Here is a 17,544-nt window from a genome sequence, read left to right on the forward strand (position 1 = left end):
TCACAGCCCCGTCCGCGGGAACATCATGATGTACAGCTGGCTGATGGCAACATTCACGATCATCAACAGCAGGATCGATTCCACCACTGCCGCGTTGACGGAGTTGGCGACACCGATGGGTCCGCCCTTGGTGGACAGACCCTTCTGGCACGCCACCACCGCCACGATGGCGCCGTAGATGATTGCCTTCAGGACCGCCAGAATCATGTCGCCGGGCGTCGCGAAGGAGGCGAACGTGGACACGAAGCTGCCCGGCGCACCGTTCTGCCAGTAGACGTTGAACAGGTACGCGCCGAGGAACCCGACGAAGCAGACAATTGCCGTGAGCGCGACGGCGATCATGATGGCGGCCGCGAACCGGGGCACCACCAGCCGCCGGATCACCGATACACCCATGACTTCCATGGCGTCGGTCTCTTCACGCATGGTGCGCGAGCCCAGGTCGGCGGTGATGGCCGAGCCGACGGCCGAGGCCATCAGCACCGCGGCGACAAGGGAGGCGGCCTGGCGGATGATCGCGATGCCGCTGGCGGCGCCCGCCAACGACGTCGCACCCACTTGGCCTGCAAGCAGTGCGAATTGGATCGACAGCGTGACACCGATCGGCAGTGTCACCAGGATGACGGGCGTTACGGCCGTCGCGGCCTGGAATGCGCCCTGCCGCACAAACTCCTGCCACTGGAATTGCCCGCTGAACAGGTCGACAAAGAACCACTGAATGGTGCGCACGCCCAGCATGAACTGCTCACCGACCGTGCTCAAGGATTCCAGCGGGTGACGCCTGACGTACCCGGTAGCCCAGTCCTCGATTGCCGCGACGCCGTCTCCAGTAGCGACTCCGGTTTCCGATGCGCTCACGGCCGACACTGGCGCAGCGCCACCCCTAGTCCAGTGGGACCAGACGCATGAATCGTCGCACCACGCATTCCAGACTCCTCGTTGACCCGGTATTCGCTGGGCGCCAAGGGCTGCGGCGCCAATGTGCGTTGACGCTAGATGATGAAGCGTTAATTTAACAGTTGGTAATATCCTAAATCACACCGATCGGTGTACTGTGCCGTGGGTCACACTCTGCGATACATGCAGCCCGCGCCGTTCTGAAAGTGCACACCTGACGGGCTGAATTACATTGTCGAAAAGCATTTTTGGCATAACGTGTGCCCGATCACAGCTCGACCGGGCGGACGCGCCATCCTTGGCTGGCCGTCCGCGGAGTGCGGTGCCGACCATTGCGTTCTGAGCCATAAATGCGGGTCCGGGAGCCGCACGTCACACTCGCGCCGATCTGTCAATGTTTGCTGAAACAACACTTGCCTGCATTGACGGCGGAAGCGGAGAAGTCAGAGAGCCCTATTCATCCAGTCCGTGTTCGATGGCGTACCGCGTGAGTTCCACACGGTTGCCCAACTGCAGCTTGCGCAGGGTGGACTGAACATGGTTCTCGACGGTTCTGTGACTCAGCGACAGCCGCGTGGCAATCTGCTTGGCGCTCAAACCCTTCGCCACCAGCCGCAGTACCTCGGTTTCCCGTTCGGAGAGCCGCGGTGTGTCATCGCTCTCGGTCGCCGGCGCGCTCGACATCCGCCGAAACTCCCCGAGCACCAGTCCCGCCAGGCCCGGAGTGAACACCGCCTGCCCCTTGGCCGTTGCCTTCACTGCATCGATGAGCTCAGTGGCAGACGCACTCTTGACCAGATACCCCGTGGCTCCGGCCTTGACCGCTTCCAGCACGTCCTCGCGTTCAGCCGACGCCGAGAGCACCAAGATGTGGCTACCCGGAGAGGCGGCGAGTACCGCGGCGGTTGCCTGTGCTCCGTCACCGTCTGTCAGCTGCATATCCATCAGCACCACATCGGGTCTCACCGTCGCGGCGATCCGTCCGGAGGAGGCGACCCCGTCGGCAGTGGCCACAACCCGCAGCCCCGCCGCCTGCAAGTCGCGAGAAACCCCATCACGCCACATGGGATGGTCATCGACCACCATCACCGAAATCTGCTCGTCGTCAATGCTTTCCGGGTTTTCGGTCACAACCCCACCTCCTGCGACTTGGGCACCGTGATCTCCCATTCGGTGCCTGCACCCGGCGCTGTCTCCAGCAGGACGGCCCCGCCCAGATCAGCCACCCGGCCCAGAATCGATCGGGATACCCCCATCCGTCCCTCACGTTCTGCCTGGTCCAGCCTGCCGTCGGCGATACCACTACCGTCGTCGCGCACCGTCACGACCACCGAATCCTCGAGATCTTCGATGAGCACGTAGGCGTGTGCCTGCGGCCCGGCGTGCAAGGCCACGTTGGACAGTGCGCTACGTACCACGGCCGCCAGCTCGCTGGCCATGTGCTGACCGATGAGCACGGGAGAGCCCGGCGCCGAGACCGATACCGCGGTACTGGCCTGCGTGCGCAGGAGCGGGCGCAGATCGACCAATTCGTCGTCGGCCAACATCGTCTGGGTAGCACCCGAGATCAGCTCCCGGAGAGCCACTTCCTGCTCACCTGCGATGGCGGCCAGCTCCGCTGTCGGACCGCCGATCTCAGTGCCCCGCCGTTTCACGTAGGACAGCACCTGAAGTACCCCGTCGTGCACCTGCCGTGCGAGCCGTTCGCGTTCGATGGCCGCTGCGGCCGCACGCTCCGCGCGCCGCAGTTCATGAAAGGTGCGCTTCGCGGTGGTGGATGCGGCGCCAATCGCGAGCCCCACCACCACCAAGGCCGGCATGGTGGAATCGAGCCACAGTGCACTCACGGGCAGCCCACGCGCGGCGATGCTGATGGCGGCCAGGACGAACCCCGAGATGACACCGGCGAGCTGCCCGCGCAGCAGGCCCATGGACACCACCGCATTGGCAACCCACAGCGTGGTCGGCAGGGTTTGATGTCCGCTGTACCACTGCACATCGACTACCAGCCGCCCGGCAAGCATCAGCGCAATGACGATCACCTGATCGCACAGCACCAGCTGCCAGCGTCGAAGCCAGTTGCGCGACAGTGCGACTGCCGCGAATCCTGTCCATATCGCCATGCCCGCATACAGTGCCCAGCTCAGTGCTTGCCGGTCGTAATGGGTGTAAGAGGTCAGCTGTGAGGCCAACAACGCGTACCCAAAACTCGCCAATCGGAACACCTGCGCGGCACGCCACAGCGATGCCGTCGGATCGTTACCGCTCACCCAACGTGGGACGGTTCCGTGTCCGGATGCCATAACGGTCCGTCAGTCCTTGGGCGGAGCCGGGCCCAATTCCGGCACACCGTTGCTTGGACCGGCGCCGACTGCGGGCGGGCCCCCGTCGGGCACCATCTCTGGGTCGAGGATTTCCGCTTCCTCTTCTCCCTCAACCAGATACGGATCGGCGGAATCCTCGGGTTCGATGAGGGCCCGGATCGCGGTGTTGAGCACCGCGACGGTCGGCACCGCCAGAAGTGCGCCGATGATTCCGCCCAATACGCCGCCCGCGGCGATGGACAACACCACCGCCAGCGCGTGGATCTGCACCGCATGGCCCATGATGAGCGGTTGCAGCACATGGCCTTCCACCTGCATCACCACAATCACGATGACCAAGATCATCAACGCGGTAAAGGCGCCCTTGGTGATGAGCGCGATGAATACCGCCACGAAACCGGAGATCGCCGCACCGATGATGGGGATGAAAGCACCCAAGAACACCAGCGAGGCCAGCGGAAGCGCCAGCGGCACACTGAAAGCCGCGAGGCCCACGCCGATGCCGATGGCATCGACCAGTGCCACCGCGACCGTGGCGCGCACGTAGCCGATCAGTGAGCCGAAGCCGAGGACACCGGCGCGACGCACCCGCGGCCGCACCGCCGTCGGGAAGATTCGGGTGACGAACTCCCAGATCTCCTTGCCGCCGTAGAGGAAAAAGATGGTGGTGAACAAGGTCAGCACCGCACCGGTGATGATCTCGGTGACCGTGGTGGCCGTGGCCAGCGCCCCGCTGGTGACCCTTCCCTGGTTGTCCTTGATGGCATTGACCAGAGCATCGCCGGCCTTACCGATCTGGTCCTCACTGACGTGGAACCGGCTGTGGATCGCCCAGTTCTTCAGCGACTCGATGCTGTTGGTCAGCTGCGTCGACAGGTCCGGCAGACCCTTGATGAACTGGTCCACCACAAAAGTCAGGATCCCGCCGACCGCCGCGCTTCCGGTCAGCATGACCACGACGACCGCCAGCGAACGCGGAACCTTATGCCGCTGAAGGTAGTTGACCGTGGGAACCAGCAGCGCCGAACCCATCAGGGCGAGCAGCAGCGGGATGGTGATCGTCTTGAGATGCCAGAACAACCATAACGAGGTGAGCCCGAAGGCAAGCAGCACCAGCAGGCGCCAAGCCCATGCCGCCCCCTTGCGCACATACGGATGAACCGACTCGGCTGCGTCAGCGTGCGTCATGCGCCGAGCGTAGCCGCGATGAGCCGCTTGCGCGAAGAGCTGAACAATTCAGCAACTATCCCTTCGGCGCAGGCTCGGCGAGTACCTCGGTCAGCCACTTCACGACGAGTTCGGGCTGCTCGTCGACGATGAAGTGGCCACAGTTGGGCACTTCGGTGATGTTCAGATCGTCGGCGTGGTCTTTGAAGCCGTCGAGCAGCGACGGGTGCACAGCGACATCGTCGAGCCCGAACAGCACCCGCACCGGCATCGCGAGTTTCTGATCGTCGTACGGGCCGCGCGCCAATCTGGCGAATTCCTTGCCGACCATCGACCGGTAGATCTTGGATCCGGCCACCCGGCGGTCGCGGTCACGGAAACAGCCGCGGAAGAAGTCCACCGATTCCTTGGGCATGCCGCTACGGCGGATGAACCACCACAGGGTCGGCGACAGGTGCGATAGCGGTCCGACGACGGGGGCTCCCACCACGAGCTGGTAGGCCAGCTTGTGGGCATGCCTGGCGACGCGGCCCGGCTCCTGCCACACCGGCGGAATGTTGAGGATGGCCAGTCGCTTGATCCGCGACGGCGCTTTCAGCGCCACCAGCTGCGCCGTCCAACCACCCCAGTCGTGTCCGACCAGATCGAAGGATTCGAGCCCCAGCGCATCGGCCGCGGCCAGCACATCGGAGGCAAACTGCTCCTTCTCGTAGCCCGTCGGGGCGACCTCGCTCCACCCCGCGCCACGAAGATCGATGGCGTGCACCCGGTATCCGGCATCGGCCAGGGCCGGGATCACCTTGTGCCACATCCACCAGTTCTCGGGCCAGCCATGCAACAACACGACCGGTCGTCCATCCTGCGGTCCGGCTACGGCCACGTGGATCTTCACGTCCCCGGCTTGCACATATTCATGGGTCACGCCCTCGAGGACGGGCATGCTGCGCTGCGTCATGAACCGCACCCTACCGCGCAGTAGGTTCCGCGGCGCGAGCGCGGCCTCCACATATGCATCCGTAAGACCTGCAAGAACTGGCATGCTTCGTCATAGCGGGCGGATAAGAGTACAAGTGAAGTAGACCGATCGGAATACCTAGGTGATGGAACGGCTGCGCGAATGGTTTCGGGCCATGCATGTGCTGGGCCCCCGCTGGACGGTGTTCGTGGCATCGATGGTCGGCATCAATGCCGCCACCCTGCTGTTGCTGTTCTACTTCTTGCGCCATTGGATGCCGTTCAAACGGCCGGCCGACGACTGGGTCTTCGAGAACGGTCCCCCACTGTTCTGGCTTCTGTTCGGAGTCATGATCGTCACCAGCGTCGGCTGGGCGCTGCATATGGAACACCGACTGGCCCGCTGGTACTGCCGAGGCGGGCCGCCCACCGCGTTGGAGTTACGCACCGCGTTGACCGCACCCCTTCAGCAGTCGCTGCTGCACCTCGGTGGTTGGGCCATCGGCGCCGGAGTGTTCATCGCGGTGGGCGCCATGCACGACTCCAAGTGGACTCTGGCCACCATCATCGGGTGTGTGCAATCGGCGACGGCCAGCTTCGGCCTCACCTACCTGCTCGGTGAGCGCATCCTGCGCCCCATCGCAGCCAAAGCGTTGAGCGCCAGCGAGTTTCACGGACGATTCGCCCCCTCTGTATTCGTGCGAGTTCGCCTGAGCTGGTGGATCGGCACTCTGGCACCTGCGATCGGGATCATCGCGCTGTGCGGCATGGCCCTCTGGAAGCCGGAGGACTTGACCTCGACACGCGACCTTGCCCTTACGGTCCTGCTCATCGTCTCGACCACCCTGGTCGGCAGTTACGGACTCGCTCTGCTCACCGCCGGACAGTTGGCCGACCCCGTACGCCAATTGCGCACCGCCATAAGCGATGTGGCGCAGGGCGACTTCGAGGCACGCGTCGACGTCTACGACGGCAGCGAGCTGGGCGTCTTGCAGGCCGGGTTCAACCGGATGATGCAGGTGGGTGAGGAACGTCGTCAACTGCGCGAACTATTCGGTAAGCACGTGGGTGCCGACGTGGCCAGTCAGGCCCTGCAGCTCGGCACCAACCTCGGCGGCGAGAACCGTTACGTTGCAGTGTTTTTCGTCGACATGATCGGGTCGACGTCGATGGCTTCCGATCGCGACCCCGAAGAAGTACTCACCATCCTCAACGACTTCTTTCGCATCGTGGTGGAAGTGGTCGACAGCCGCGGCGGCTTCGTCAACAAATTCGTCGGAGACGAAGCGCTGTCGGTCTTCGGCGCCCCGTTGCACCGCCCGGATGCCACTACCGCCTGCCTGGCGGCTGCCCGCGAGCTGCGGGACCGGCTCAACGAGGACTTCCCCCACCCCTTCGAGTTCGCCATCGGGGTCTCGGCAGGGCTGGCGGTCGCCGGGAACGTCGGTGCACCCGAACGCTATGAGTACTCGGTGATCGGCGACCCGGTAAATGAGGCTTCGCGGCTCACCGAACTCGCCAAACACCGACCCAGCCGCCTGCTCGCCTCGACAAATGCGCTCTATTTCGCCGACCCCGATGAGCAAAAACACTGGGATCACGGCGACTCTGTGCTGCTCCGGGGCCGCACCAGGGCGACACACCTAGCGTGGCCTGCGGGAACCTGAAAGAAGTGGCCAGTCCGCGCCGTTACTGTGGTGCCCGTGCCCGATGACCGTGACCCACTCGACGGCGGCTGTACGCCGCCCGAAGGAAGCGGTCCGGCCTCGTGCCCAGACGATCCCGAAGCGGATACCGCGCCCCAACCCGTCATCAAGCAACGGGGAAAGTACTGGTGGTTGCGCTGGGCGGTCCTCGTGCTCCTGGCGATCGTGCTCGCTGTGGAGATCGGATTCGTCTCCGATCAGCTGGCATCGGCCTGGCGCAGCCTCAAGACCGCCAACCCGTGGTGGGTGCTGGCGGCAGCGTTCGCAGCGATGGCCTCGATGCACAGCTTCGCGCAGATCCAGCGCACGCTGCTGCGTTCGGCGGGCGTGAAGATACGTCAATGGCGCTCTGAGGCCGCTTTCTACGCCGGCAACGCGTTGAGCACCACGTTGCCCGGCGGACCCGTGCTCTCGGCCACCTTTATCTATCGGCAGCAGCGACTCTGGGGTGCGACCCCGGTCGTGGCGTCCTGGCAGTTGGTGATGTCCGGGGTGCTGCAGGCGGTGGGTTTGGCGATCCTGGGATTGGGCGGGGCATTCCTGTTGGGCGCCAAGACCAACCCGTTCTCGCTGATCTTCAGCATCGGCGGATTGTTGGCCATCTTGCTCCTGGCACAGGCGGTCGCATCGCGTCCGGAGATGCTCGACGGTATCGGTGTGCGAGTCCTTCGCTGGGTCAACGATGTTCGCGGCAAGCCGCCGATGATGGGGGTGGCGCGCTGGCGCGAGATCCTCAAGCAGATGGAAGCGGTGACGCTGACCCGGCGTGCCCTCGGCGAGGCGTTCGGCTGGTCGCTGTTCAACTGGATCGCCGATGTGGCGTGTCTGGCCTTCGCGGCCTATGCCGTGGGCAGCCGACCCTCCCTGGTCGGTGTCATGGTCGCCTATGCCGCGGCGCGGGCCGCCGGTTCGCTTCCGCTCATGCCCGGTGGCCTGCTGGTGGTGGAGGCCTTCCTGGTTCCCGGCCTGGTGTCCTCCGGGATGACGCTGCCCGACGCGATCTCCGCCATGCTCATCTACCGTGCGGTCAGCTGGATCTTCATCTCCGCGATCGGCTGGGTCATTTTCTTCTTCCTCTTCCGCGACGAGAGCCAGATCGACCCCGATGCCACGCCGAGTCCATCCAAGGAGCCCGAACCCGGCCCCGACGCCCGGCCCGGCGACCCTCCAAAAAATTCTTCCGATCCCCCGAAATAAAGCGGACTATGGTCCGGTTGTCATGAATGTCCTACCCAACTTTGAGGAGCATTCATGACCACCACCACGCCAGTTCTGGCCCCCGGAACCTGGACCATCGACTCGGTTCACTCGGACATCACGTTCTCCGTACGCCACCTGGGCGTTTCGAAGGTCCGCGGCTCGTTTACCGACTTCAGCGGTGACATCACCGTCGCCGAGGACGGCACTCCCTCGGTATCGGCCACCATCAACGTGGCCTCTGTCGACACCCGCAACGACCAGCGCGACGGCCACCTGCGTTCGGCCGACTTCTTCGACACCGACAACCACCCCACCGCCACCTACCGATCCACCTCGGTGCGCGCCGACGGTGACGACTACATCGTCGACGGTGAACTGACCCTGCATGGCGTCACCCAGCCGGTCTCGCTGAACCTGTCCCTGGAGGGCGTCGGCCCCGGAGCACAGGGTGGCGCTGTCGCCGGCTTCGAAGCCGGCACCGAGATCAACCGCGGCGACTTCGGCGTCACCGGCGGTGCCGGACTGGTCGGCGAGAAGGTCACACTGACCTTCAACATCGAAGCCGGTCACCCGGAGGCACCCTCCAACTGATCGCCGCACGGCACCCGCTACGGTCGGGGAATGCCCAGCGTGCAACAGAATTCGTCACCCCAAACGCCGGTGACATCCGTACTGCTCTCCCTGGTACTGGATGTCATCGGCGTCTTGGTCTTCTGCACCATCGGCCGCCGCAGTCATGCCGAGGGCATCACGCTGGTGGGTGTGTGGGAGACGGCGTGGCCGTTCTTGTCGGGTGCCGGAGTCGGCTGGCTGTTGAGTCGGGGTTGGTCGCGTCCGACATCCGTCGCGCACACCGGCGTCGCGGTGTGGGTCTGCACGGTGCTGTTCGGGATGATCTTGCGCCGCCTGAGCAACCAGGGCGTCGCGTTCAGCTTTGTCATCGTCGCCTCGCTGGTGACTGCCCTGTTCCTGCTGGGGTGGCGCGTCATCGCGACCCGGCTCAGCGGAACGGCCCGCAGGTGATCAAGAAATAGCGAGGCCTCCGTCAGGATCCCGTCAACACGCTTGGATACACACCCCGCTCCCCCGCAAGCTGGCTGCATGGAAGGTCTCGCCGCCGTGCTGGTGCCCCTCGCCGGTTATGCCGTAGTGCTGCTGTCGGTGCGGTATCTCAACCGCCACGATGACATGTCCCCTCTCGCGGGCCCGGAGGTCTTGACCCGCTAGCCCCCAAAACACCGAGTGCGAGCCTCGCGCGGATATCTCCAGGGAAATCCGCGCCAGACTCGCACTCGAATTGGGTATGTGGCCTTAGACGCGAGGACCGGGGGCGGGACCTGTACCCACCGGGCCGGCCGGAGCCGGAGCGACGGCGGCGGGAGCCGGTCCGGGCGCGGGACCGGGGCCCTGCGGGAAGCTGGCAGCCGGTACCTGGTTCTGAATGGCCGACTGCACCGCCGGATTCTGCACGAGAGCCTGCGCGGCCGGGTTCTGCGACAGCGCGGTAAGCAGCGCGGGGTTGACGCCCATCGCGGCCGGGTTCAGGCCGCCACCGTTGACCACCTGGGCCAGGTCCAGCGGCAGACCGCACTTGGTGCGCAGGTCATTGAGCGGTGCGGCGATGCCACCGAGCGAACCGGCCACATCGGGCCGCGACACCAGGTAACTCTGCGTCTTCGCGGCGATCTGGTCCTGCGGGGCGGCCTTGATCTCAGTGAAGGCCGCATCGACGTCCGGATGCTGCTCCAGGTAGCCCGCGGCGTTCTGCACCACGTTGCCGACGGTCTTGGTCATCTTGCTGGCCTGGCATCCGTCCGGCGTGGGTGTGGCCGGAGTCACAGTCGCCGCGGCGGGTGCGGCAGCGTTCGGGACGGGTGCCGGTGCGACGGGAGCCGCCGGGGCCGGGGCGGGGGTCGGGGGGATTGGTTCGGCCGCGGCAATCGGTGCCAGGGCGCTCATCGCGAGCCCGCCAGCGAGAACACCTGCGCTCAGCAAGCCGTAGGCCGTGCGCCGCGAGGTTGTGGCTGACATGACATTCCTCCTACTTGGTTGGGGGATTACAGCCAACGTATCGAAATTCGGCGCCATTTCGAAACACGGACGCGCGTAGTGACCAGAGCGTTACCCACTCTTTATCGTCGGCCAGATTCTGAATTTCACGATCCGATTTTTGGCTCAGCGCAACGTTGCCAGGGAGCGCGAAAAGCACGTCCAGCCACCACTGGTTTTTCGCCAAGGCAGGCTGTTAGTAAACGCGTCATCGCAGGTTGCCGGGATATATACAGACAGGGGGCACGGTTGGTCGCGTTGCTGTAGCATCACGACCACGCCACAGGAGACTGCGTGCGTCACACCGAACGACAGGAACCATCGTGCAGTCAGTCATGATGCGCACCAGCGACTACCTTCGCAGGTATAGGTGGTTGACCGTCGCTGTCTGGCTGATTCTTATCGCCTCCGCGGCAGGCCTGGTCGCCAGTCATGGAGAGAAGCTCACCGGTGGTGGTTTCGAAGTCGCCGGTTCGCAATCGCTGAAGGTGCACGACGCGATGGAGACCGGGTTCCGTGATCACGGCGCCTCTCCGCTGGCGCTGGTCGCCACGCCCCGGCCCGATGCGACTGTGGCCGATATGACCGCCGCCGTCGACTATCTCAAGCAGGTGGCGGCGCAGATCCCTCAGGTTTCGGTCGAGCCCATCCCCCCGCAGCTGACCCCGCAACCGGATCGCCCGTTCGTCGTCACCCTGCGGATCGGCTTCGATAACACCGGCGCGACCGACATCGCCAAGGACCTTCGCAAGAAGATAGGTGTGCACGGCGGTGAGCCCGGGCAGATCGCCGGAGGCCGGGTATCCCTCTATGTCATCGGCCAAGGTGCGCTGGGCGCCGCGATGACCGAACAGATCGCCGGAGACATCAAGCAGGCCGAGAAGTGGAACATTCCGGTCATCCTGATCGTCCTGATCGCCGCGTTCGGCTCTCTGGCCGCGGCCTCCCTGCCCTTACTCCTGGGCCTGTGCACGGTCGCATTGAGCGTCGCGATCGTCCTCGCGCTGTCCAACATCACCACTATTTCGGTATTCGCCCTACCGACGGTGACCATGATCGGCCTCGCCGTCGCGGTGGACTACTCCCTTTTCATCCTCATGAGGTACCGCGAGGAGCTGAATTCGGGGAAGAACCGGCAGGAGGCGATAGCCGCGGCGATGGCCACCTCGGGGCTCACCGTCACGTTCTCCGGCCTCACCGTGATCGCAGCCCTCGCCGGCATCTACTTGATCGGAACCCCCGCGTTGGCATCGATGGCCTCTGGCGCCATCATCGTCGTCGCCATCGCCGTTCTCAGCTCCACCACTCTGATGCCCGCGTTGCTCGCCATCTTCGGTAAGGCCGCGGCCAACCAGTCCCAATTCCTGCGAGCCTCACCGCTACGCAAGCATTCAATCCCCTTCTGGCGCAAATGGACCCAAGAGGTCATGCGCCGGCCCTGGCTGTCCGCGCTGGGCGCTTCGATTTTCCTGCTCGCGCTCGCCGCACCGAGCCTGCACATGCAGGTCTCCAATAGCATGCTGCGCCAATTCGATTCGTCCCATGAGATCCGCCGGGGCATCGACGCTGCGGCCGTGGCAATGGGACCGGGTGCGCTCGGACCGGTGCAGATACTGCTCACCTTCGACGGAGACAAGAGCAACGCGCAAGATCCTCAGCATGCGCAAGCCCTTGAGATCGCGAAGGAGACCATCGCGCAGGCCCCCAATATCGCGCGGGTCTCCGACCCCATCTTCTCCACGGGCGGGCATGACGCGCTGATCTCGGCAGTGCTGTCGGTAGACCCCGAGGCGAAGGCAGCCCGCGACACCGTCAGCTGGTTACGTGCGAATGTGCCCGATGCACTCAAGAATTCGGGTGCCGATATCAGCGTGGGCGGGCCGACGGCGCTGCTGTTCGACTACGACAACAGGGTGGAACACGCACTGTTGGGAGTCTTCGCTTTCGTCTGTGTCCTCGCATTCGTCATGCTGCTGGCCACACTGCGCTCGCCGGTGCTGGCGCTCAAGGGCGTGGTGATGACGGTGCTCTCGGTCGCCGCCGCCTACGGCAGCCTGGTGATCGTCTTCCAATGGGGATGGCTGGAGTTCCTCGGCTTCCACAAGGCCAACATCGACAGCAGTATCCCGCCGTTAGCGCTCGCACTGACCTTCGGCCTCACCATGGATTACGAGATCTTCCTGCTGGCACGTGTGCGCGAGCGGTATCTGCGCACCGGTGATTGTGCCGATGCGGTCTCGTTCGGCGTACGCACGAGTGCGCGCACCATCACCAGCGCGGCGCTGATCATGATCGCGGTGTTCATCGGATTTGCCTTCGCCGGAATGCCGTTGGTCGCACAGCTGGGCGTCGCGTGTGCGGTGGCGATCGCCGTCGACGCGACGGTGGTGCGCTTGGTGCTGGTACCGGCGCTGATGGCGATGTTCAACCAGCGCAACTGGTGGCTTCCGGGTTGGCTGGATCGGGTGCTGCCCACTGTTGATTTCGAAACCCCATGTGTCGATGAACTTCCGGGCCCGCATACCGAGAGTGCGCTGCGACTTCAAGGATCCGGGTTCGAGGAACCGCGTATCGACTATCACGCCATCGCTGTCTCGGCGGCCCGGCTCAAGCGGCTCGCCGATGGCGGCACAGTCACCGCACCCGATGCCCAGTCGGTGCTCGTGGACCGCTGGCGCGACAACTTGACTGTGGCACTAGAGGCCTTACAGGCCGGCAAAAACGGAACCGATATCGACACCGTCGCCATGCCCGGCCCCCTCTCGCGGGTGACACCGGTCGAAATCACCCAGGTAAAGCTGCCGACGGGACAGAAGTGTGTTGTACCCACCGACGCCGAAGCGCTGCGCATGCAAGGGCTGTTGTTGATGCGCCGCAACGCCGAACGCGATTACACCGAGTTCGCCCGGCTCGCTTCGCTAATGGAACCGCAAACCGCGGCAAAGGTCCTCGCCGGTCTCGATCAGCATTACTGTGTACAGTCCAATCAGAGGTGGGTTTCCAGTCAGCTGGTCCGACGGCTAGCTGACCCGAAGCCCGGCGACGGCGCAATGGAATGCCCCACGGTGCGCAGGCAGTGCCTGTCCGTGGCGGTAGCGATGTTGGAGGATGCGAGGTGACGGTCACGAGCGACGCTCCAGCCGTCTCACCCGAAGTGCCCGACGAGCCTTCGGGTTCCGGTGACATCGGCTCCAGTTCCGCTCACATCGAGGAGCCGGGACGCACCGATAAGCCGGTCTCCCACTGGACCACCTCCGAGATACTCGACGCCCTGCAAAGCGGCGACCTTTCCGATTGGCAGGCCATCGTCCACGCGCTCAAACGCGACCCATTCGGACGAACCGCCCGCCAGGTGGAGGAAGTCGTGGGCGCCGATGAGCTCTACGGCATTTCGACCGTGCTGCAAGAAGTCCTCACCCGGGCGCGCGACAACCTTGCCGAAGCAGAACAACGAGAAGCAGCCAACGAGATCAACCTGCTGTTCGAGGCGTCCGGTCTGCGCCAGGCCGAGTTTGCTTCCCGCATAGGTGTTTCAAGTGGCGAACTCTCCTCGTACCTGACAGGCACAACCAGCCCATCGGTCGCGATGCTGGTGCGGATGCGCCGGGTAGCCCGGCGGTTCGGGCGCACCCGTCCCCGCGGATAGCCACCGGGCACATCGCGTTACATCCGGGTACCTGCGTAACCAATGCCAGTTCCCTGAGAGCTGCCCGATCGTTATGGCAGCCCGCCTGAAATCGGCCTAACCTCGTGCCATGACCGACGAGACGAAAACTGACGAACCTACCGGCGCCATTACGACGCCCGCGCCCCCGCCCGCGCCGACGGCCCCCGCGGGAGCTCCGAAGCCTCCCCCCACCAATGTCGGCTGGGCAGTGGCCTCCCTTGTCTTCTTCTGGCCGTTGGCGTTCAGCGCATTTACCAATGCATTGAACGTGACCCAGTACTGGCTCACCGGCCAGTACGACCGCGCGCAGGAATCCTCGGACCGCGCCAAACTCCTCGGCAAGATCGCCCTGCTGACCGGCCTGGTGCTGCTGTTCCTGTTCATCGCCTTCCGCATCGCATGCGCCATTTGGTGGCACACGCATGGTGGCGGCGGTGGTGGTTGGGGGCACCACGGCGGCTGGCACCGCACCTGGGATGACGACGGATGGAACGGCCCAGGTCCGATGGGCCGTCCCGGTCGCGACAACTAGTTAGAAGTCATCGGGTGCACTAGGTGCGACGGGCCAGCCGAATGCGATGGCGGCCCGTTGCACCGCACCTGCTCGAAGTTCAGTGACCAAACCTGCTCTGGCCAGCGCCTGCAGGCTCACCCCACCCATATAGACGGACCCGAGATCGCGCACGGTCAACGCGATATCGGCGTCGTCCGTGGTGATTTCGCAGCTGGCATCGGTCAGACTGCCGCGCAGACGGTAGCGTCCCGAATTCTCTGGTAGGAATTCGTCGGTGACCTCCAGCACCACGTCCACCTCAGCCGCGTATCGCCGCTGCGACAGCGCCTTCGCAACATCGACCAATCGCACCTGGATCGCATCGCTCACAGCGCATTCCAGCGCCGAGTGGTTGGCCAACAGGTATCGCAGCTCCTCATGCACCGATGCGCCGTGATACTTGATCTTGCGCACCAGATCCATATCCAGCAGGTAGCGCCATGTCCGGGCATAGGCGCGCGGGCTGGCTCCCAGCACCTCTTGCACATGCAGCTCCGCGTCGGGCCCCGCGTCACCCCACCCCGGCTTCGGCCGATAGAGGGCGAATCCGCTGACTGTTCCATCGGATTCGTAATGCAGGACGAAGCGGATCTTGCCGGACTCCTTCTGGCGTTCCTCGTTGTCCAACGTCCAGATCGCCCACCACTCGGGGGTACGCGACATTTGGCCGGGCAGTTCGGCGATGGCGACGTCGTACACGGCAGGGGCCGATGCCAGGAAGGTGTCGGCGTCTACCTCCTCCAGGGTGCCGTCGCCTAGATCCACATCCGGCCGGAAAGCCAGCTCCTTGACCCGGCCAGACAATTCCGCGGCTTCCGTCGCGACTCCGTAGCCAAATCGTCCGTAGATCAACGCTTCCGAGGCGAACAACATGGCGATGGACTCACCGCGCGAGCGCACGTCCTCCAGTTGACGGCGCATCATCGCGGTCAACAGACCGCGGCGCCGATGCGTCGGCGCCACCGTGACGGCGGTGATGGCGGCGACCGGTGCGACCGTTGCGCCCGGTAGCACCACGTGACGGCTGTAGGCACCCGCCGTCGCCACCCACTTGCGTCCGTTGTGGAATCCGATCATCCGGTCCAGCTCGGTGAACTTGCGGCTGGCCGCTATCTCGTCCAGCTGGGGATCCTGCAGGAACACGGAGTACGCGAAGCTCACGTACGACTGGTAGTCGTCCTCGTCTTGAATGGTGCGTAGGGTCAGCTCAGACACATACCCATGTCTACCGTGCCATGCCAAGGCCTGTCACTTGAGTTTTCGGCGTGCCACGGGTCTAGGAGGAAAGGAACCGCGGTGTGGACTGCCCCCGATGACGCGGCAATCGCCGAGATACTGCTCGAAACAAAGACCATTGCCATCGTGGGAGTTTCGGCCAATCCCGACCGGCCGAGTCACGGCGTCTACCGCTATCTGGCCACGCACAGTCCTTACCGAATCTTCCTGGTGAATCCGACGATCTCCGAGCTCGACGGCCGGGCGGTCTACCCGAACCTGGCGGCGCTGCCGGAGACACCCGACCTGGTCGATGTGTTCCGCCGTCGCGAGGAATTGGCGGGCATCACCCAAGAGGCCATCGACATCGGCGCACGCACACTCTGGTTCCAACTCGATCTCGTCGATATCGACGCCGCGAACAAGGCCACCGATGCGGGGCTGCAGGTCGTCATGGACCGTTGTACCGAAATCGAGTTCGCGCGTATCAGTTCGCGCTAGCCCGTGGGCGGCTGCGCGCCGATCCGGTCGATCGGTGCGATGTTGTCCACGAGCCAGCGGCCATCACGTTTGGCAAGTGTCATCCGCAGCGCCAGCACCGACTCTTCGGGTTGCGTTTTTGCGGCAACGCTCGTGCGTCGCACCAGGGCGGCGGTCACGGCGTCTTCGGGTCCGAGGGCTTCGATTCCGACCGAGATGATCTGACCCTGCTGTGAGATTCCCTTGGTCTTGAGCTCGGCAGTGGCCCTGTCGAAGTCACGCGTGAAGGACTGCCCCTGTCCCTCCGTCATATGCTCGGCGGCCTTGCGCACGTAGGAATCCGGGCTACCCGGGACGAAGTTCACCACCGCCTCGGCCACCGTCACGACGACATCGGTCACCGCCGCGCGGTCCGCGTTCCCCTCTCGGTCGGGAACCGTCCAATGTCGGTACCCCACGACCGCAACCGCCAGCACCGCGACCGTGGCCAGTGCGACGATCCCGGTACGCAGCGCCGGTCCGTCATCGTCCGTGCCGACGGTCACCGAATCACGTCGGGCCAGGTAGGCGTTCACCGCTGAACCCTGAGCGATAAGCAGACACGACGCCGTGCACACCACCACCCACCAGGTGGGCCAGCGCAATATCACGCCGAGTTCGACAATCGCCAGCACCGTAACCAGAGGCGCCAGTAAGTCAAAGATTATGACCCGCAATGCATTACGGCTCATCACAGCAACTCCAGACCAGTGACCAGCAGCTGGTTCCCCACCTTGGACACCGCAAGCCGTAGGTGCCATTGATTGACCTTCGGGGGGGCGTTGGCATCGCGCGTCACCGACGTGGCCACCACCATGACGCGATCCACCCGCTCCACGGAAGGCAGGCCGATGTCCTCATCCGGAATCCTTGCGCCGACCCTGTCGATGGCCACCGCATCGATCTCTCCCGCCGCGTCGGCGTCGACCGTTCGCGCGAGCTTCACGACACCCGCGAGCATCTCCCCCAAATGATCACTCAGCTGCCCGGCGGTACCGTCCTGCAACATCTGCACGCTGGAGTCGACATTGCTCTTCTTCATGTTGATCAGGGTGTTGACCCAGGTCACCGCGGTATCAAGCACGCGGGAGTCGTAGCGGTCGCGGGCCACTTGGCTGCGATGGCCGGTAACGACGAAGATCGAAAGCACCAGGGCGGCAACCGTGATCGCGCCGAGAACGGCGGACAGAACGCCGTACCGGGAGAAGACGGGTCCGTCCGCCCTGCCTTGGCTGGTTGCCGGGGCCTCTTTGCTCACGGGCCTCACCCTAGCGACCCGTGCCACCATGGACG

Annotated in this window: 18 protein-coding genes; 9 read left to right on the forward strand and 9 right to left on the reverse strand. The window is 64.5% G+C overall.

Features of this window, described 5'->3' with window-relative positions:
- From MSTE_RS23080 to MSTE_RS23100, 5 genes are all read right to left on the reverse strand, one after another.
- Complete coding sequence (locus MSTE_RS23080; protein ID WP_096506299.1) at nt 1–858, reverse strand: MlaE family ABC transporter permease; 858 nt, start codon at nt 856–858, stop codon at nt 1–3.
- A 492-nt stretch (nt 859–1,350) separates the two neighbouring features.
- Entirely contained in the window at nt 1,351–1,983 is a 633-nt protein-coding gene (locus MSTE_RS23085) for a response regulator (protein WP_046256098.1), read from the reverse strand.
- Nucleotides 1,984–2,024: 41 nt separating this feature from the next.
- Complete coding sequence (gene macS / locus MSTE_RS23090) at nt 2,025–3,200, reverse strand: MacS family sensor histidine kinase (protein ID WP_096504695.1); 1,176 nt, start codon at nt 3,198–3,200, stop codon at nt 2,025–2,027.
- A 9-nt stretch (nt 3,201–3,209) separates the two neighbouring features.
- Complete coding sequence (locus MSTE_RS23095) at nt 3,210–4,409, reverse strand: AI-2E family transporter (RefSeq protein ID WP_096504697.1); 1,200 nt, start codon at nt 4,407–4,409, stop codon at nt 3,210–3,212.
- 55 nt (nt 4,410–4,464) lie between these two features.
- The gene (locus MSTE_RS23100; RefSeq protein WP_096506301.1) at nt 4,465–5,343 is read right to left on the reverse strand and encodes an alpha/beta fold hydrolase; all 879 of its coding nucleotides are present in this window, start codon (nt 5,341–5,343) and stop codon (nt 4,465–4,467) included.
- Between the two features lie 142 nt (nt 5,344–5,485).
- On the opposite strand from MSTE_RS23100, the gene MSTE_RS23105 reads away from it, so the two are divergent.
- The 5 genes from MSTE_RS23105 to MSTE_RS25685 all read left to right on the forward strand — a co-directional run bounded on the left by MSTE_RS23105 (nt 5,486) and on the right by MSTE_RS25685 (nt 9,475).
- The gene (locus MSTE_RS23105) at nt 5,486–7,009 is read left to right on the forward strand and encodes an adenylate/guanylate cyclase domain-containing protein (protein WP_030097357.1); all 1,524 of its coding nucleotides are present in this window, start codon (nt 5,486–5,488) and stop codon (nt 7,007–7,009) included.
- A 27-nt stretch (nt 7,010–7,036) separates the two neighbouring features.
- Nucleotides 7,037–8,245 carry a lysylphosphatidylglycerol synthase transmembrane domain-containing protein gene (locus MSTE_RS23110; protein WP_162291502.1) on the forward strand — a complete coding sequence of 403 codons (1,209 nt, stop codon included), beginning with the start codon at nt 7,037–7,039 and terminating at the stop codon, nt 8,243–8,245.
- A gap of 54 nt (nt 8,246–8,299) precedes the next feature.
- Nucleotides 8,300–8,839 carry a YceI family protein gene (locus MSTE_RS23115; RefSeq protein ID WP_096504699.1) on the forward strand — a complete coding sequence of 180 codons (540 nt, stop codon included), beginning with the start codon at nt 8,300–8,302 and terminating at the stop codon, nt 8,837–8,839.
- A gap of 30 nt (nt 8,840–8,869) precedes the next feature.
- Nucleotides 8,870–9,271 (forward strand): DUF3054 domain-containing protein, encoded by a 402-nt coding sequence (locus MSTE_RS23120; protein WP_096504701.1) that lies wholly within the window; start codon nt 8,870–8,872, stop codon nt 9,269–9,271.
- Between the two features lie 78 nt (nt 9,272–9,349).
- On the forward strand, nt 9,350–9,475 hold the full coding sequence (locus MSTE_RS25685; RefSeq protein ID WP_269458219.1) for a hypothetical protein: 126 nt from the start codon (nt 9,350–9,352) through the stop codon (nt 9,473–9,475).
- Between the two features lie 84 nt (nt 9,476–9,559).
- Here MSTE_RS25685 and MSTE_RS23125 read toward each other — a convergent pair whose 3' ends face one another.
- Nucleotides 9,560–10,279, reverse strand: a complete 720-nt coding sequence (locus tag MSTE_RS23125; RefSeq protein WP_096504703.1) for a hemophore-related protein — start codon at nt 10,277–10,279, stop codon at nt 9,560–9,562.
- A 353-nt stretch (nt 10,280–10,632) separates the two neighbouring features.
- Between MSTE_RS23125 and MSTE_RS23130 the strand changes: the two genes are divergently transcribed.
- The 3 genes from MSTE_RS23130 (at nt 10,633) to MSTE_RS23140 (ending at nt 14,496) form a co-directional block, all read left to right on the forward strand.
- Complete coding sequence (locus tag MSTE_RS23130; RefSeq protein WP_096504705.1) at nt 10,633–13,416, forward strand: MMPL family transporter; 2,784 nt, start codon at nt 10,633–10,635, stop codon at nt 13,414–13,416.
- Nucleotides 13,413–13,943, forward strand: a complete 531-nt coding sequence (locus tag MSTE_RS23135; protein WP_096504707.1) for a helix-turn-helix domain-containing protein — start codon at nt 13,413–13,415, stop codon at nt 13,941–13,943. The genes MSTE_RS23130 and MSTE_RS23135 overlap by 4 nt, the downstream gene beginning before the upstream one ends.
- A 109-nt stretch (nt 13,944–14,052) precedes the next feature.
- On the forward strand, nt 14,053–14,496 hold the full coding sequence (locus tag MSTE_RS23140; protein WP_096504709.1) for a CD225/dispanin family protein: 444 nt from the start codon (nt 14,053–14,055) through the stop codon (nt 14,494–14,496).
- Here MSTE_RS23140 and MSTE_RS23145 read toward each other — a convergent pair whose 3' ends face one another.
- Nucleotides 14,497–15,732, reverse strand: coding sequence for a GNAT family N-acetyltransferase (locus MSTE_RS23145; RefSeq protein ID WP_096504711.1), 1,236 nt, complete (start codon nt 15,730–15,732; stop codon nt 14,497–14,499).
- Nucleotides 15,733–15,813: 81 nt separating this feature from the next.
- On the opposite strand from MSTE_RS23145, the gene MSTE_RS23150 reads away from it, so the two are divergent.
- Entirely contained in the window at nt 15,814–16,233 is a 420-nt protein-coding gene (locus MSTE_RS23150) for a CoA-binding protein (protein WP_096504713.1), read from the forward strand.
- Here the strand turns inward: MSTE_RS23150 and MSTE_RS23155 are convergent.
- Both MSTE_RS23155 and MSTE_RS23160 read right to left on the reverse strand, forming a co-directional pair.
- Nucleotides 16,230–16,943, reverse strand: coding sequence for a hypothetical protein (locus MSTE_RS23155; RefSeq protein ID WP_096504715.1), 714 nt, complete (start codon nt 16,941–16,943; stop codon nt 16,230–16,232). The two genes, MSTE_RS23150 and MSTE_RS23155, sit on opposite strands and share 4 nt — an antisense overlap.
- The gene (locus tag MSTE_RS23160; protein ID WP_096504717.1) at nt 16,943–17,509 is read right to left on the reverse strand and encodes a hypothetical protein; all 567 of its coding nucleotides are present in this window, start codon (nt 17,507–17,509) and stop codon (nt 16,943–16,945) included. Before MSTE_RS23160 ends, MSTE_RS23155 begins: the two co-directional genes overlap by 1 nt.
- Nucleotides 17,510–17,544: the final 35 nt, after the last annotated feature.

The sequence above is a fragment of the [Mycobacterium] stephanolepidis genome (assembly GCF_002356335.1).
In the GTDB taxonomy this organism is placed as follows: Bacteria; Actinomycetota; Actinomycetes; order Mycobacteriales; family Mycobacteriaceae; genus Mycobacterium; species Mycobacterium stephanolepidis.

What these genes read in the sequence shown, in the direction of transcription:
- MSTE_RS23085 (WP_046256098.1), bottom strand. Translation starts at nt 1,983, where the DNA reads ATGGTGGTCGATGACCATCCCATGTGGCGTGATGGGGTTTCTCGCGAC.
- macS (WP_096504695.1), bottom strand. Translation starts at nt 3,200, where the DNA reads ATGGCATCCGGACACGGAACCGTCCCACGTTGGGTGAGCGGTAACGAT.
- MSTE_RS23095 (WP_096504697.1), bottom strand. Translation starts at nt 4,409, where the DNA reads ATGACGCACGCTGACGCAGCCGAGTCGGTTCATCCGTATGTGCGCAAG.
- MSTE_RS23100 (WP_096506301.1), bottom strand. Translation starts at nt 5,343, where the DNA reads ATGACGCAGCGCAGCATGCCCGTCCTCGAGGGCGTGACCCATGAATAT.
- MSTE_RS23115 (WP_096504699.1), top strand. Translation starts at nt 8,300, where the DNA reads ATGACCACCACCACGCCAGTTCTGGCCCCCGGAACCTGGACCATCGAC.
- MSTE_RS23120 (WP_096504701.1), top strand. Translation starts at nt 8,870, where the DNA reads ATGCCCAGCGTGCAACAGAATTCGTCACCCCAAACGCCGGTGACATCC.
- MSTE_RS25685 (WP_269458219.1), top strand. Translation starts at nt 9,350, where the DNA reads ATGGAAGGTCTCGCCGCCGTGCTGGTGCCCCTCGCCGGTTATGCCGTA.
- MSTE_RS23125 (WP_096504703.1), bottom strand. Translation starts at nt 10,279, where the DNA reads ATGTCAGCCACAACCTCGCGGCGCACGGCCTACGGCTTGCTGAGCGCA.
- MSTE_RS23130 (WP_096504705.1), top strand. Translation starts at nt 10,633, where the DNA reads ATGATGCGCACCAGCGACTACCTTCGCAGGTATAGGTGGTTGACCGTC.
- MSTE_RS23140 (WP_096504709.1), top strand. Translation starts at nt 14,053, where the DNA reads ATGACCGACGAGACGAAAACTGACGAACCTACCGGCGCCATTACGACG.
- MSTE_RS23155 (WP_096504715.1), bottom strand. Translation starts at nt 16,943, where the DNA reads ATGAGCCGTAATGCATTGCGGGTCATAATCTTTGACTTACTGGCGCCT.